Origin of the sequence: Rhizobium sp. S152 (assembly GCF_030380735.1) — a bacterium.
In the GTDB taxonomy this organism is placed as follows: domain Bacteria; phylum Pseudomonadota; class Alphaproteobacteria; order Rhizobiales; family Rhizobiaceae; genus Rhizobium.
The window spans coordinates 113880-128031 of sequence record NZ_JAUDRZ010000004.1; the positions used below are offsets into that span (position 1 = coordinate 113880).

At 63.0% G+C, this 14152-nt stretch carries 12 protein-coding genes; 7 read left to right on the forward strand and 5 right to left on the reverse strand.

Annotated elements, in window-relative coordinates:
- The first annotated feature begins 81 nt into the window (after positions 1–81).
- Entirely contained in the window at positions 82–864 is a 783-nt protein-coding gene (locus QTL95_RS07255) for a TIM barrel protein (RefSeq protein WP_289719309.1), read from the forward strand.
- On the opposite strand, the gene QTL95_RS07260 is transcribed toward QTL95_RS07255, so the two are convergent.
- Together QTL95_RS07260 and QTL95_RS07265 are read right to left on the reverse strand one after the other, a co-directional pair.
- A complete protein-coding gene (locus QTL95_RS07260; protein WP_289719310.1) occupies positions 854–1051 on the reverse strand; it encodes an addiction module antidote protein in 198 nt (65 codons plus the stop codon). The two genes, QTL95_RS07255 and QTL95_RS07260, sit on opposite strands and share 11 nt — an antisense overlap.
- 9 nt (positions 1052–1060) lie before the next feature.
- Positions 1061–2092: a LacI family DNA-binding transcriptional regulator gene (locus tag QTL95_RS07265; protein WP_289719311.1), complete on the reverse strand. Its 1032-nt coding sequence runs from the start codon at positions 2090–2092 to the stop codon at positions 1061–1063.
- Positions 2093–2260: 168 nt separating this feature from the next.
- On the opposite strand from QTL95_RS07265, the gene QTL95_RS07270 reads away from it, so the two are divergent.
- The 3 genes from QTL95_RS07270 (at position 2261) to QTL95_RS07280 (ending at position 5900) form a co-directional block, all read left to right on the forward strand.
- Positions 2261–3784: a sugar ABC transporter ATP-binding protein gene (locus QTL95_RS07270; protein ID WP_289719312.1), complete on the forward strand. Its 1524-nt coding sequence runs from the start codon at positions 2261–2263 to the stop codon at positions 3782–3784.
- A gap of 91 nt (positions 3785–3875) precedes the next feature.
- Positions 3876–4877, forward strand: a complete 1002-nt coding sequence (locus QTL95_RS07275; protein ID WP_289719313.1) for an ABC transporter permease — start codon at positions 3876–3878, stop codon at positions 4875–4877.
- 87 nt (positions 4878–4964) lie between these two features.
- Positions 4965–5900, forward strand: a complete 936-nt coding sequence (locus QTL95_RS07280) for a substrate-binding domain-containing protein (protein WP_442981272.1) — start codon at positions 4965–4967, stop codon at positions 5898–5900.
- 45 nt (positions 5901–5945) lie between these two features.
- On the opposite strand, the gene QTL95_RS07285 is transcribed toward QTL95_RS07280, so the two are convergent.
- Positions 5946–7736: an adenylate/guanylate cyclase domain-containing protein gene (locus QTL95_RS07285; protein WP_289719315.1), complete on the reverse strand. Its 1791-nt coding sequence runs from the start codon at positions 7734–7736 to the stop codon at positions 5946–5948.
- Between the two features lie 265 nt (positions 7737–8001).
- Here QTL95_RS07285 and QTL95_RS07290 point away from each other — a divergent pair, with 265 nt between their 5' ends.
- Both QTL95_RS07290 and QTL95_RS07295 read left to right on the forward strand, forming a co-directional pair.
- Positions 8002–9054: a sugar phosphate isomerase/epimerase family protein gene (locus QTL95_RS07290; protein ID WP_289719316.1), complete on the forward strand. Its 1053-nt coding sequence runs from the start codon at positions 8002–8004 to the stop codon at positions 9052–9054.
- A 228-nt stretch (positions 9055–9282) separates the two neighbouring features.
- On the forward strand, positions 9283–10470 hold the full coding sequence (locus QTL95_RS07295) for a Gfo/Idh/MocA family protein (protein ID WP_289719317.1): 1188 nt from the start codon (positions 9283–9285) through the stop codon (positions 10468–10470).
- A 161-nt stretch (positions 10471–10631) separates the two neighbouring features.
- Here QTL95_RS07295 and QTL95_RS07300 read toward each other — a convergent pair whose 3' ends face one another.
- Complete coding sequence (locus QTL95_RS07300; protein ID WP_289719318.1) at positions 10632–11039, reverse strand: DoxX family protein; 408 nt, start codon at positions 11037–11039, stop codon at positions 10632–10634.
- A 99-nt stretch (positions 11040–11138) separates the two neighbouring features.
- Positions 11139–12110 (reverse strand): acetylxylan esterase, encoded by a 972-nt coding sequence (locus QTL95_RS07305; RefSeq protein WP_289719319.1) that lies wholly within the window; start codon positions 12108–12110, stop codon positions 11139–11141.
- 370 nt (positions 12111–12480) lie between these two features.
- Here QTL95_RS07305 and QTL95_RS07310 point away from each other — a divergent pair, with 370 nt between their 5' ends.
- Positions 12481–13869, forward strand: coding sequence for a GH1 family beta-glucosidase (locus QTL95_RS07310; protein ID WP_289719320.1), 1389 nt, complete (start codon positions 12481–12483; stop codon positions 13867–13869).
- Positions 13870–14152 lie beyond the last annotated feature (283 nt).

Here is a 14152-nt window from a genome sequence, read left to right on the forward strand (position 1 = left end):
GTGCGCGATGTCGCATTGCCGCAACCCTCGATATCCGCTCTATTGCCGAGAGAAATCAGCATGCATGATCGGGAGGATCACATGAGCTCGCCTTTCCAACTTGCCGCCTGCGCCGAGATGATCTGGCGCGACCGACCGATCGAGTGGCGAGCCTCCAGGTTGAAGGAGATGGGGTTCGGCGTCGGTCTCTGGAACTGGCCGGAGCATGATCTCGGCAAGCTCGAGGCGACGGGCGCGACGTTCACCATCATGAACGGCTATCTCACGGGACGGCTGACGGATGACGAGGGGGCGGCGGAGCTTTTGAAGACAGCGCGCGAGACGGCAAGGGTCGGCACGCGGCTCGGCGTGCAGCGTCTGAACCTGCACGGAACCGGCCTCGGCGAAGGTGGGCTGCCGGTGCAGCCGGTCGAGGTCGTGACTGGTCACATGTGGCTGAAGGCGCGCGACACGCTTGCTCGCATCGTCGATTTGGCCGAGGAAGAGGATGTGGTCTTCACTCTGGAAAACCTCAACCTGGCCGTCGATCATCCAGGCGTGCCCTTCGGCCGCGCCGAGGACACTTTGGCGCTGGTCTCGAGCATCGACCATCCGCGCCTGCGGCTCAATCTCGACCTTTATCACGCGCAGATCGGCGAGGGGAACCTGATCGAGCTCTGCCGCAAGAGCCTGCCATGGATCGGCGAGATCCAGGTCGCCGACGTCCCCGGCCGCATGGAGCCGGGAACGGGTGAGGTCAACTGGAAGGGCATCGCCCGGGCGCTGAAGGCGATGGGCTATGCCGGTCCCGTGGGCATGGAGGCCTTCGCGTCGGGCGATCCGGAGCTGGCGCTTGCGGCCTTTCGTGAGGCGTTTACGGTTTAGGCTGGTGTCGGTCTAAGTCAGTCCGGTTGGCGATGCCGGCTAACCCGCGGGCGCGCGCGACGACCTCCAGCGCGTGCGCGACATATCCGGCATCCTCGGTCTTGAACGCTTCGGCCATGAAGACGGCAATTGCTTCTTCGGATTTTAGATCCTCGGCCGGATCATATCGCGTCATTTCCTCAGACATCATTTCCTCCTACCGCTTCTCCCACCCCTTCGACGGTGCCGACACCGAGTTCCGCACCACCAGATCCGGCTGCAGGAGGATCTCGGTCTCGGCGGGCTGGCCGTCGCCGAGAAACTCGAGCAGCAGCGCCATGGCCTGCTTGCCGATCGCGGTGCGCGGCTGGCGCACCGTGGTCAGCGGCGGCGACATGAAGACGGCCTGGGGGACGTCGTCGAAGCCGGTGACGGAGAAGTCGCGGGGGATGTCGTAGCCGCGGGCGTTGAGGCCGATCATCACGCCGATCGCCGTCTGGTCGTTGACGCACATGAAGGCGGTCGGCAGCGTGTCGCGCATGAACAACTGCTCGACGGCATGGCGGCCGCTTTCCAGCGTGCCGTCGCCTTCGATGACCAGACGCTGGCCCTTCGAGACGCCGGCGGCGTCGAGGCCCTCGTCATAGCCTTGGCGGCGTCTCGAGTAGGCAAGCCGGGTCTTGCTGTCGCCGATGAAGGCTATTCTACGGTGACCCTCGGCAAGCAGCAGGTCGACGGCCTTGCGCGCGCCCTCGATATCGTCGACGCCGACATAGGGAATGCCGCCGTTGAAGACCGGTTCGAAGACGCCGACGCTGGGAGGGAGCCGTGCCGTCATCGTCTGATGGCCGAAGGGGAGGATGCCGGTAAAGAGAATCAATCCCGCCGCTTGGTTTGAATTTAGAAATTTGAGATATTCGAGGCCGCGCTGGGCGTCGTTCTGCGTATGGCCGATGAGAATGCCGTAGCCATGGGAGCGAGCCTCGTTCTCCAGGCCGATCAGGATGTTGGAAAAATTGGGGTCGCCGATGTCGGGAGCCACGACCAGGATCATGTTGGACCGGCCGAGACGCAGGCTGCGGGCCATGGCGTTCGTGGTGTATCCGGTGATGGCGATCGCCTGATTCACCTTCAGCCGCGTCGAGTTGGCGACCTTCTCCGGCGTATGGATCGCCCGCGATACGGTTGCGATCGATACTTCCGCGATCCTTGCTACGTCTTCGATGGTGGCGGGCGTGGAATTCGACAATGCGTCCTGCCTTGAGGCTCAATTCGCGGCGACACTACACAGACTGCGGCATACGTCAAAGGGCGAAGCAACAACATCCGCCTAATGCACTGATGTAAACCTTTACATCGCACATGTAAAGGTTTACACAGGGGTCAAGCGGGTGGGAGTCCGCAGGGGGAGGCATCAATGAGTTCTGATAATGTCGAGGCTGCGCCGGTGGTGTTGTCGGCTCGACGCATATGCAAGTCCTTCAGTGGCGTGCAGGTCCTCTTCAGCGTCAATTTCGAGCTCCGCGCAGGTGAAATCCACGCGCTGATGGGTGAGAACGGCGCCGGCAAATCGACGCTGGTCAAGGTGATGTCGGGCTTCGAACAGCCGACCTCGGGGGAAATCATTCTCGACGGCCAGCCTATCGTACTGCCGCCGAACGGTGCGGCCGAGGCGCTGGGTATTGTCATCATCCACCAGGAATTCAATCTTGCCGACCATCTGACGGTTGCCGAAAGCCTGTTTCTCGGCCGCGAGGTGACGCGTTTCGGCGTTCTCGACCGCAAGTTCATGCGCGCGGAAACCCGCAAGGCGCTTGACCTGCTCGGCTCGCATGTCGACGAGAACGCGCTGATCAGCACGCTTTCGATCGCCGACAAGCAGATGGTGGAGATCGCCAAGGCGATCAGCCGCGATGCCCGCGTCGTGTTCATGGACGAGCCGACGGCGGTGCTGTCGCGCGAGGAAACCAATTTCCTGTTCAAGCAGGTGCGCAAGCTGCGCGACAAGGGCACCAGCTTCGTCTTCGTCTCGCACAAGCTCGACGAGGTCATGGAACTGACCGACCGGGTCACGGTGCTTCGTGACGGCCAGTGGGTGAAAACTGCTCCGACCGCCATGCTCGACGGTGAATCGATCGCGCAGCTGATGGTTGGGCGCGAGCTTTCGAGCCTCTATCCGACCAAGAACGAGCCCGATATCGACGAGGAGATCGTGCTGAAGGTCGAAGGTGTTTCCACCGGCTATGTGCAGGATGCAAGCTTCGAGGTGCGCAAGGGCGAGATCATCGGCTTTTCCGGCATGATCGGCTCCGGTCGCACCGAGCTGATGGAGGCTATCGCCGGCCTGCGCGGGCGCGCTTCGGGCGAGGTTGTCATCCGCGGCGAGAGCGTTCCCTCAGGCGACGTGCACGCGGCCAATCGCGCCGGCCTCGCCTACATGACCAAGGATCGCAAGCATAAGGGCCTGCTGCTCGGCTCCAACATGTTGGCCAATCTTACGCTCCAATCTCTGGGTCAGCATTCGCGGCACGGCTATCTCAGCCCCGGCAGCGAGGCCAAGGCGCTGGCGAAGGCACGGCGGCGCTTCGATATCCGCGTGCGCGATGCCAATATCGTGGCCGGGCGCATGTCCGGCGGCAACCAGCAGAAGCTGCTGCTCGCCAAGGTCATGGAGACGGACCCCGAGATCATCATCATCGACGAGCCGACGCGCGGCATCGATGTCGGCACCAAGCAGCAGATCTATCATTTCATCTCGGCGCTGGCACGCGACGGCCGCTCGATCATCGTCGTCTCCTCCGAAATGCCCGAGGTGATCGGGCTCTGCACGCGGGTGGCCGTGATGCGCGAGGGGCGGATCGTCGGCGTGCTGGAGGGCGACGAGATCTCCGAGCAGGAGATCATGCGCTATGCGGCAGGCCTGAAGAAGAGGGCCGCCTGAGGCGGTCTACGGGAACACACGCCCTGGGGCGGAACGAATTATGCGATGCCGGCGGGTGAGGCCGAGGCATGACGGGAGGATGGCTTTGGACATGAGCATGAACGAGGAGACCAGGGAGATCAGGCGGCGTTCCTGGCGGGATATCGATCTGAGGGCGGTGGCGCCGTTCGCGGCGCTGGCGCTGCTGCTTGTGGTGGGCGCGCTGGTCAATCCGAACTTCATCGGCATCACCAACCTTGCCAATGTCGCCACTCGCAGCGCCTTCATCGCCATCATCGCGGTCGGCGCCACCTTCGTCATCTCTTCCGGGGATCTCGATCTGTCCGTGGGGTCGATGGTGGCTTTCGTCGCCAGCCTGATGATTCTCTTGATGAATTCCGGCCTCATCGCCGATCCGGCGCTGATGCTTGCCGTCGCCGTCGTCTTCACCGTCGTCGCCGGTGCGCTTTGCGGGCTGGCGAACGGGCTGATCACCACGGTCGGCAAGATCGAGCCGTTCATCGCCACGCTCGGTACCATGGGCATCTATCGCGGCCTGACGACATGGCTCAGCCAGGGCGGCGCGATCACGCTGCGCTCGGCCGAGCAGCAGTCGCTCTATCGTCCCGTCTATTTCGGCTCGATCGCCGGCGTGCCGGTGCCGATCGTCGTCATCCTCGTGGTCACCGCGATCGCCGCCTTCATCCTTTATCGCACCCGCTACGGCCGGCATGTCACGGCCGTAGGCTCGAACCGCGACGTGGCGCGCTATTCCGGCATCGCCGTCAACAAGGTGCGGACCATCGCCTTCGTCATCCAGGGGCTCTGCGTCGCGATCGCCGTGCTGCTCTACGTGCCGCGCCTCGGCTCGACCTCGGCGACGACAGGCATCCTGTGGGAGCTGCAGGCGATCACCGCCGTCGTCGTCGGTGGCACTGCCCTTAAAGGCGGGGCAGGGCGCGTCTGGGGCACGATCTGCGGCGCCTTCATTCTGGAGCTCGTCGGCAACATCATGCTGCTCTCGAATTTCATCTCGGAATATCTGATCGGCGCCATCCAGGGCTCGATCATCATCATCGCCATGCTCGTGCAGCGGTCGCTGGCGCGCAGGTAGCAAGGGATCGGCTGGGCCGATGGGGCGCCCCAGCCTGGTATGAAAGCCCTGACATTCAATGGGAGGAGAATAAACATGCGTAAGACTATGTTCAGTTTGGCGATCCTGACGGCGGCCCTGCTCGCTGGCGTCGCCCAGGCAGCGGACAAGAAGACCATCGGCGTTTCCATTCCTGCGGCCGACCACGGCTGGACCTCCGGCGTGGTGTTCCATGCCGAACGTGTCGCCAAGCTCCTGATGGCCGAACACCCTGACCTCACCGTCATCGTCAAGACTTCGCCGGATGCGGCGAGCCAGGCGAACGCGGTTCAGGATCTGGCGACCCAGGGCATGGACGCGCTGGTCATCCTGCCGTCGGATCCGGATCCGCTCGTCAACGCCATCAAGGAAGTCAAGGACAAGGGCACCTTCGTGGCGCTGGTCGACCGTGCACCGAGCACCAACGACGACAGCGTGCGTGACATCTATATCGCCGGCAACAACCCGGCGTTGGGCGAAGTCGCCGGCAAGTACATCAAGGACACGACGCCCGACGCGCAGGTCGTCGTCATCCGCGGCCTGCCGATCCCGATCGACCAGCAGCGCCAGGACGGCTTCGACAAGGGCATCGCAGGCTCCAACGTCAAGGTTCTTGACCGTCAGTTCGGCAACTGGAACCGCGACGACGCCTTCAAGGTGATGCAGGACTATCTGACCAAGTACCCGAAGATCGATGTGGTCTGGTGCCAGGATGACGACATGGCCGTCGGCGTACTGCAGGCGATCGAGCAGGCCAAGCGCACCGACATCCAGTATGTCGTGGCCGGCGCCGGCTCCAAGGACATGGTCAAGAAGGTCATGGACGGCGACAAGCTGATCCCCGTCGACGTTCTCTATCCGCCGGCGATGGTCGGCACCGCGATGGAGCTCACCGCTGCCTCGCTCTACGACCAGGTCCCGGTCCGCGGCACCTACATCCTCGACGCCACGCTGGTGACGAAGGACAACGCCAAGGACTTCTACTTCCCGGATTCACCATTCTGATCCTGATCTGAACACGAGGCGCCCGTTCGAGAGAGCGGGCGTCTTTCATTGTGGCGGCAGACCGGCGCTTCCGAGATCCTCGATGAAACGGTCGATGAAAGCCTCGCTCATCGCGGCCTTGGTGCCGAAGTAGAACTCCTTGCGAGCGGCTTCGAGCGTCATGTCGGGCCGGAAGCGGTGAAGGGCGGCGATCGCGTCAACTGCCTCGTCCGAGTTTCCTTGCCGGCCAAGAATGGCGACCAGCACCAACGCCGGCCAGAAGGTGACGTTGGGAGAGCGCAGCGATGCGCGCGCGGCTTCCGCCGCCTCATCCTGATTGTCCATCTGGTAATGGGCGATCGCCAGCATATTGTGGAAGGTCCATAGATGCGGATCGCGCGGACTGAGACGAAAGGCTTCCTTGATCTCGGCCACTCCCTGGTCGGGCCGACCGGCATAGCAGAGCGCCTGCCCAAGCGCGAAATGCGCCTGGGCGAAACTGTGATCCAGTTTCACGGCATGGCGCAGATGGTCGATTCCGGCTTGCGTCGCGCCATCGAGCGCCAGCGCGCGGCCGAGCGCCAAATGCGCGGCCGGTTCCCTCTCGTCGAGTGCGATCGCCCTCTCGGCCAACTCGATCGCCTCGCAGATGCGCCCGCAGCGATCTTCGAGCGAGCCGTACCAGCCAAGCTGGATGTGGACATAGGCGAGCCGCGCCTGCGCCTGCGCGAAGCCCGGGTCGATGCCGATCGCCTGCTCGAACAGATCCTTGGCCGTGTTCAGCTCATCGAGCGTGAAACGGTAGAGATGCCAGAGGCCTTTCAGGTAAATCTCCCACGCCGTCATGTCGACGACTGCGCGGCCGCGAAGTGCTGCAAATTCGATGGCGCCAAGTTCGGGTTCGATGGTGCCTGTTATTTCCGAGGCGATCTCGTCCTGCAGGTCGAAGATGTCGGCCAGCATGCGGTCGTAGCGCTCGGCCCAGAGCAGCGTGCCGTCGGTCCCGTTCAACAGCTGCGCGGTGATGCGTATGCGCGTGTCGGAGCGCCGGACGCTGCCTTCGAGCACATATTTGACGCCGAGATCCTCGGCGATCCGGCGAGCGTCGATCGCCCGGCCCTTGAAGCTGAAGGAGGAATTGCGGGCGGCGACAAGCAGCCAGCGGCAGCGCGCCAATGTGGCGATCAGTTCATCCGTGAAACCATCGGAAAAATGCTCCTGTCCCTCGATGCTCGACATGTTGGCGAAGGGAAGCACGGCGATCGAAGGCCGCTTGCGGTTGGGTGGGGGAGACTGGCGGGCAGGTGCGGGCGCCAAGTCTTCCTGTTCGCCGGCTTCCTCTCCCGGCGGAAACCAGCGCCAGACCCGTACGGGGTGTTCGATGTTCTTCAGTTTGCGGTTGCCGAAGTCGGTCGCCGGAAAATCGAGCGCCGTGCCGATCTGGTCGCGCACCTGCTGCGAGACGCAGATGCCGCCGGCGGGCGCCAGCGCCTGCAGCCTTGCCGCGATGTTGACGCCATCGCCATAGATGTCATCATCCTCGGCCAGGATGTCGTCGACATGTATGCCAATGCGCCAGATCATCCGGCGATCGGGCGTGACGTCGCGATTATCGGCGAGGATGGCGTGCTGGATTTCCATCGCGCAACGCAGCGCATCCACCACGCTGGAAAATTCGGCCAGCGTGCCGTCACCGACGAACTTCACGACATGTCCGTGATGTCGGGTGATAGTGGGAACGATGGTCTCGGTGTTGTGGCGTTTCAGCGCAGCGAGCGTTCCTGCTTCGTCAAGGCCCATCAGCCGGGAGAAGCCGACAACATCGGCATCCAAGATTGCTGCCAGCCGCCGCGTCATGCGCCAACCTCCTGGTCGGCCAAGAGTAACACGCGACGGCGGGAAGTCCATAAAGATGCGCCGGGGCATGGCCGCCATATAGCAAGGACGAGAAATGCGGTACGTACGTCTTGCGGGCGCGGAGATGCCGTGGTTAAGTCCCTCGCGTGCATTCGAGCCCGCCTGGGCAAATTCGCGTTTTCGCCGAAATCGGCTTGCAGAGTGCGAATCGCGTGCTAAAACTCTACCAGAAACGTTTACGGTCATCATTCAGGGAGGAATTGACATGAAAACGATCAAGGGCCCCGGCTTGTTCCTCGGGCAGTTCGCGGGCGACGCCGCACCGTTCAACTCGTGGGATTCGATCACCAAATGGGCGGCCGACATCGGCTACAAGGGCGTGCAGGTTCCGACCTGGGCGGGCCAGCTGATTGATCTCAAGAAGGCTGCATCGTCCAAGGATTATTGCGACGAATTCGCCGGCGTGGCACGCCAGAACGGCGTCGAGATCACCGAGCTTTCCACCCACCTGCAGGGCCAGCTGGTCGCCGTGCATCCGGCCTATGACGAAGCCTTCGACGGCTTCGCCGCACCCGAAGTGCGCGGGAACCCGAAAGCTCGGCAGGAATGGGCCGTGGAGCAGGTGAAGATGGCGCTGACGGCGTCCAGGCACCTCGGCATCAAGGCGCATGCGACCTTCTCCGGCGCGCTCGCCTGGCCCTATATCTATCCGTGGCCGCAGCGCCCGGCGGGCCTCGTCGAGACCGCCTTCGACGAGCTGGCCAAGCGCTGGACGCCGATCCTCGACCATGCCGACGAAAACGGCGTCGATATCTGCTACGAGATCCATCCCGGCGAAGACCTGCATGACGGCATCACCTTCGAGATGTTCCTGGAGCGCGTGAAAAACCACAAGCGCGCCAACATGCTCTACGACCCCTCGCACTACGTGCTGCAGTGCCTCGACTATCTCGACAACATCGACATCTACAAGGACCGGATCAAGATGTTCCACGTCAAGGATGCCGAGTTCAACCCGACCGGCCGCCAGGGTGTCTATGGCGGTTACCAGGGCTGGGTCGAACGCGCCGGCCGCTTCCGCTCGCTGGGCGATGGACAGGTCGATTTCGGGGCTGTGTTCTCGAAGATGACCGCCAATAACTTTGATGGCTGGGCTGTTGTCGAATGGGAATGCGCCCTGAAGCATCCCGAGGACGGCGCCCGCGAGGGCGCGGAGTTCGTCAAGTCGCACATCATCCGCGTGACGGAGCATGCCTTCGACGACTTCGCGTCGGGTGGTACGGATGACGCGGCCAACCGGCGGATGCTGGGGCTTTAACGAGGGCTTTTAGGATGTGGGGTAGGCGGGCGTTGTGCCTGCGGCCCCCCTCATACGCCTGCCGGCACCTTCTCCCCGTTGGGGAGAAGAGACTCGTGGCAAGCCGCTCGCGCCGACCTCCCCTTCTCCCCAGCGGGGAGAAGGTGGCCCGAAGGGTCGGATGAGGGGGCCACGGGCACAGCATCAAATCAAGCGTGCAGAAACGCACAGAGATTTCAGGAGAAACCAATGGCAATCGAAGCATCAACGGAACACACGCGCGAGCCGCGCATCCGCCTCGGCATGGTCGGCGGTGGCGCCGGCGCTTTCATCGGCGCGGTGCACCGCATCGCCGCCCGTATCGACGATCAGTATGAGCTGATCGCGGGCGCGCTGTCGTCGACGCCGGAAAAGGCGATGGCCTCGGGCGCCGATCTCGGGCTCGATCCTGGTCGTACCTATTCCAGCTATCGCGAGATGGCGATCCGCGAAGCGAAGCTGAAGAACGGCATCGAGGCGGTGTCGATCGTCACGCCCAACCACGTGCACTACGATGCCGCCAAGGAGTTCCTGCGCCGCGGCATCCACGTCATCTGCGACAAGCCGCTGACTTCGAACCTTTCCGACGCCAAGAAGCTGAAGAAGGTAGCCGACGAGAGCGGCGCGCTATTCATCCTGACGCACAACTACACCGGCTATCCGATGGTGCGCCAGGCGCGTGAGATGATTGCCAATGGCGAACTCGGTGATATCCGCCTGGTGCAGGCCGAATATCCGCAGGACTGGCTGACGGAGGCCGTCGAGCAGCAGGGCGCCAAGCAGGCCGTGTGGCGCACGGACCCGGCACAGTCGGGTGCAGGCGGTTCCACCGGCGATATCGGCACGCATGCCTATAACCTCGCCACCTTCGTTTCCGGTCTCGAACTGGACAGCCTTGCCGCCGATCTCGACAGCTTCGTCGAAGGCCGCCGCCTCGACGACAACGCGCATGTGATGTTGCGCTTCAAGGCCAAGGGGTCTGAAAAGCCGGCCAAGGGCATGCTCTGGTGCAGCCAGGTGGCGCCCGGTCACGAGAACGGGCTGAAGGTCCGCGTCTACGGCACCAAGGGCGGCATCGAATGGGTGCAGGCCGATCCGAACTATCTCTGGTTCACGCCGTTCGGTGAGCCGAAGCGGCTGATCACCCGCAACGGCGCCGGCTCTGGTGCTGCCGCCGCTCGCGTCTCGCGCATTCCGTCCGGTCATCCCGAAGGCTATCTCGAAGCCTTTGCGACGATCTACACGGAAGCCGCGCATGCCATCAACGCTCACAAGGCCGGCAAGGCGGTTGACAAGGCCGTGGTGTATCCGACGGTGGATGACGGCGTGAAGGGCGTCGCCTTCGTGGATGCCTGCGTGGCGTCGTCGAAGAAGAATGGGGCCTGGGTTAAGGTGTAAAATAGCGCGGCCAGAACCTGCGGCGCCCTCATTCGGCTGCCGCCACCTTCTCCCCAGCGGGGAGAAGAAACGCGTGGCAGGCGGCTCGCTCCCCCTCTCCCCTCGGGGAGAGGGTAGGGTGAGGGGGCTGTTTGCTCCGCCGCCCGCTTTTCATCAACCAATCAAGCCGCAACAACACCCTGCTTGCGCTTCAGCATCGCATCGACGCTGAACGGGCCGGCGCCGGCGGCGACGATGTAGAGGAAGACGAAGCAGAAGACGATGGCGGCGCTGCCGCCGTTCTGCGCCGGGAAGAAGCTTTTCGACGCGTGACCGATGAAATAGGCGAAAGCCATCAGACCGGATAGCACGAAGGCTGCGGCGCGGGTCTTGAAGCCGATCAGGACAAGGAAGCCGAGCGTCAGCTCAAGCAGGCCGGCGATCCAGGGGAGCGAGCCGATCTCGGGCACGCGTTCGGCGGCCGGAAAATGCAGGATCTTCTGCGTGCCGAAGCTGAAGAGCACGAGCGCGGAAACGATGCGCAGCAGGCTGAGCAGCGCCGGCTGCAGGGCGTGGATCGAAGCGAACATGAAAGACCTTTCGTGAGGAAAACTGCCCGAAGCCTTTAGCCACGGCTTCGGCAATGACAATTCACGAGTTCTGACATCGGCGTTATTGGAGCACGCTCCTCACCCACACAGCGCCCGCAGGAACCGCCGCAGCTTCTCACGTAACGCATAGTTCTGCTCCATCATGCCGGGATAATCGAAATGACCGGCGTCGAGCACGAAAATCTCGTTTTCCCTTGATGCCGGGAGCGCGTTGGCGACGGCGAATTGGCAGGGCGGCGCCACGGCCGGGTCGAAGAGGGCGGGGGCGACGAGCATGGGGACGGTGATGCGGGCGGCTGCGGTCGCTGCGTCGAAGAGGCGGAGGTGTTCGAGCACGCCTTCATGCGTTTTCGCGTAGGTCTGGGCGGAATCGGCGCTGCCGACCGTCGGCAGCGTCAGCCATCGGGCACGGTCGCCGAAGGTAGGGACGACGAGATGGCCCCTCGATATGCGGGGATCGAAAGGAATGCCGAGCGCGCCGATGCCGCCGCCGAAACTGGCGCCGACATAGCCGATATGGCCCTCCAGCCAGGGATAGAGGGCAAGCAGTGTCGAGACGCCAAGCCAGAGATCCTCGACGCAGCCGCCGATGACATAGTTGTCGGGTTCGTCGATATCATGCAGCACATGGCCGGGTGCGTCGGGCGGGATCGGCGGATGCCGGCTTTTCGACATGCCGCGAAAGCAGGGGAAGAGCAGCGCGGTCTCCTCCACCGGCTGGTCGAAATCCGGCGCATCACGACCGCCATAGCCGTGACCGACGATGACGCCGCGCCTGATCGTTCCCTTGCGCGGCAGCAACAGCCAGCCGCCGATCGCGACGCCGCCGGTGGAACTGTAGGTGACGTCGAGGACGTGCCAGGCGGGGTGGGTGAGTTCGCTTTTGCTTACCTTTGGCTGCGGATCGGTGGTGATCGCCCGCTCGTAGCGCTTTTTCCAGAAAGCATCGAAACTTGGTGGAGCGGGCGGCGGGGTGATGGCGCGCAACGTGTCGAGCGTCATGCCGTAGGTGGGGTCGAAGGGGAAGGGGTGCGTCTTGGGGATGCTCATGGGGAAGTTGTTTCGCGGAAATCGGGGGATTGCAAGGCGAGAGGGAAGGTGAGTTCGTGTTGGCGGAAAAAGACCCCTCCCCGACCCCTCCCCACAAGGGGGAGGGGCTCGCTGGGCGCACTCTCTCCGCCAAATTGAAGCCTCTCAACGATCGCCAACGAGAAGAGGGTGGCACAGAGGACGCCACGGGTTAGCCCTCCCCCTTGTGGGCAGGGGTTGGGGAGGGGACTTGCTTTTTGTCTCAGAGACGGCTTTCACCGCCGGCCCAACCCACTCCCTGAAACGTTGCAGTTCTGTCATATCGGCTCTGTACAACATCGGTCCGCTTGGCTAAACCGCCGTGGAAAAACACGAAGAACGGGATTTCCAGATGATCGATGCGAAGACGCTTGACGCCAAGGCCCTAGCCACCCGCTTTCCCGGCGATTTCACCTTCGGCGTGGCGACGGCAGCCTTTCAGATCGAAGGCGCGTCGAAGGCCGATGGCCGCAAGCCGTCGATCTGGGATGCCTTCTGCAACATGCCGGGCCGGGTCTTCAATCGCGACAATGGCGACGTCGCCTGCGATCACTATAACCGCCTCGACGAGGATCTCGATCTCATCCAGTCGCTCGGCGTCGAGGCCTATCGCTTCTCGATCGCCTGGCCGCGCATCATTCCAGATGGTACCGGGCCGGTGAACGAGAAGGGGCTCGATTTCTATGATCGCCTCGTCGACGGCTGCAAGGCACGGGGTATCAAGACCTTCGCGACGCTCTATCACTGGGATCTGCCGCTGCTCTTGGCCGGCGATGGCGGCTGGACGGCGCGGTCGACGGCCTATGCCTACCAGCGCTACGCCAAGACGGTGATGGCGCGTCTCGGCGACCGTCTCGACAGCGTCGCAACCTTCAACGAGCCATGGTGCATCGTCTGGCTCAGCCATCTCTACGGCATCCACGCGCCGGGCGAGCGCAACATGCAGGCAGCGCTGCACGCCATGCATCACATGAACCTCGCCCATGGCCTCGGCGTCGAGGCGATCCGTTCGGAAGCGCCGAACGTGCCTGTCGGCCTCGTGCTCAACGCCATGTCGGTCATCCCGGGTTCCGACAGTGCCGCCGATCAGGCCGCCGGCGAGCGGGCGCACCAGTTCCACAACGGCGCCTTCTTCGATCCCGTCTTCAAGGGCGAGTATCCGAAGGAGTTCCTGGAAGCGCTTGGAGACCGCATGCCCGTGGTCGAGGAGGGGGATCTTGCTGTTATCAGCCAGAAGCTCGACTGGTGGGGGCTCAACTATTACACGCCGCTGCGTGTCGCCGACGATCCCAGGAAGACCGGCGATTTCCCCTGGACGGTGGACGCGCCTGTTGTCAGCGACGTAAAGACCGATATCGGCTGGGAGGTCTATGCGCCGGCGCTGAAGCATGTGGTGGAGGATCTCTACCGCCGCTACGAGCTGCCGGAATGCTACATCACCGAGAACGGCGCCTGCGACAATACCGGCATCGAAGGGGGCGTGGTCGATGACACGATGCGGCTCGATTATTATATCCAGCATCTCGATGTCGTCGCCGATCTCATCAAGGACGGCTATCCGATGCGCGGCTATTTCGCCTGGAGCCTGATGGACAATTTCGAGTGGGCGGAAGGCTATCGCATGCGCTTCGGCCTCGTGCATGTCGATTACGACACGCAGGTGCGCACGGTGAAGCAGAGCGGCAAATGGTATTCGGAGCTCGCCGCGCAGTTTCCCAAGGGCAATCACAAGAGTGCCTGATCGCCTTAGCCCGAATTGTCTATGCGGCAGGTAGATTTTTTCCTGCCGCATCGCACAAATAAAAAAACATCCCTGTCCGGTTTCAACCACCGGCGGCATAAGTTGCAGTAACAGGAAAGGCGAAACGTCTTTCCTTCCCGCCCGCAACGAAAGCCGCATCCATGTCTCGCACCCGTGATTGTCTTCGAATGTGCCGCCCGATTGGCTAATCGGCGCGATAGCGGTTATAGAACCGCCAGTTTTTGAAGACCAACACTTGGCGAGCATGAAATGACACTCCAAC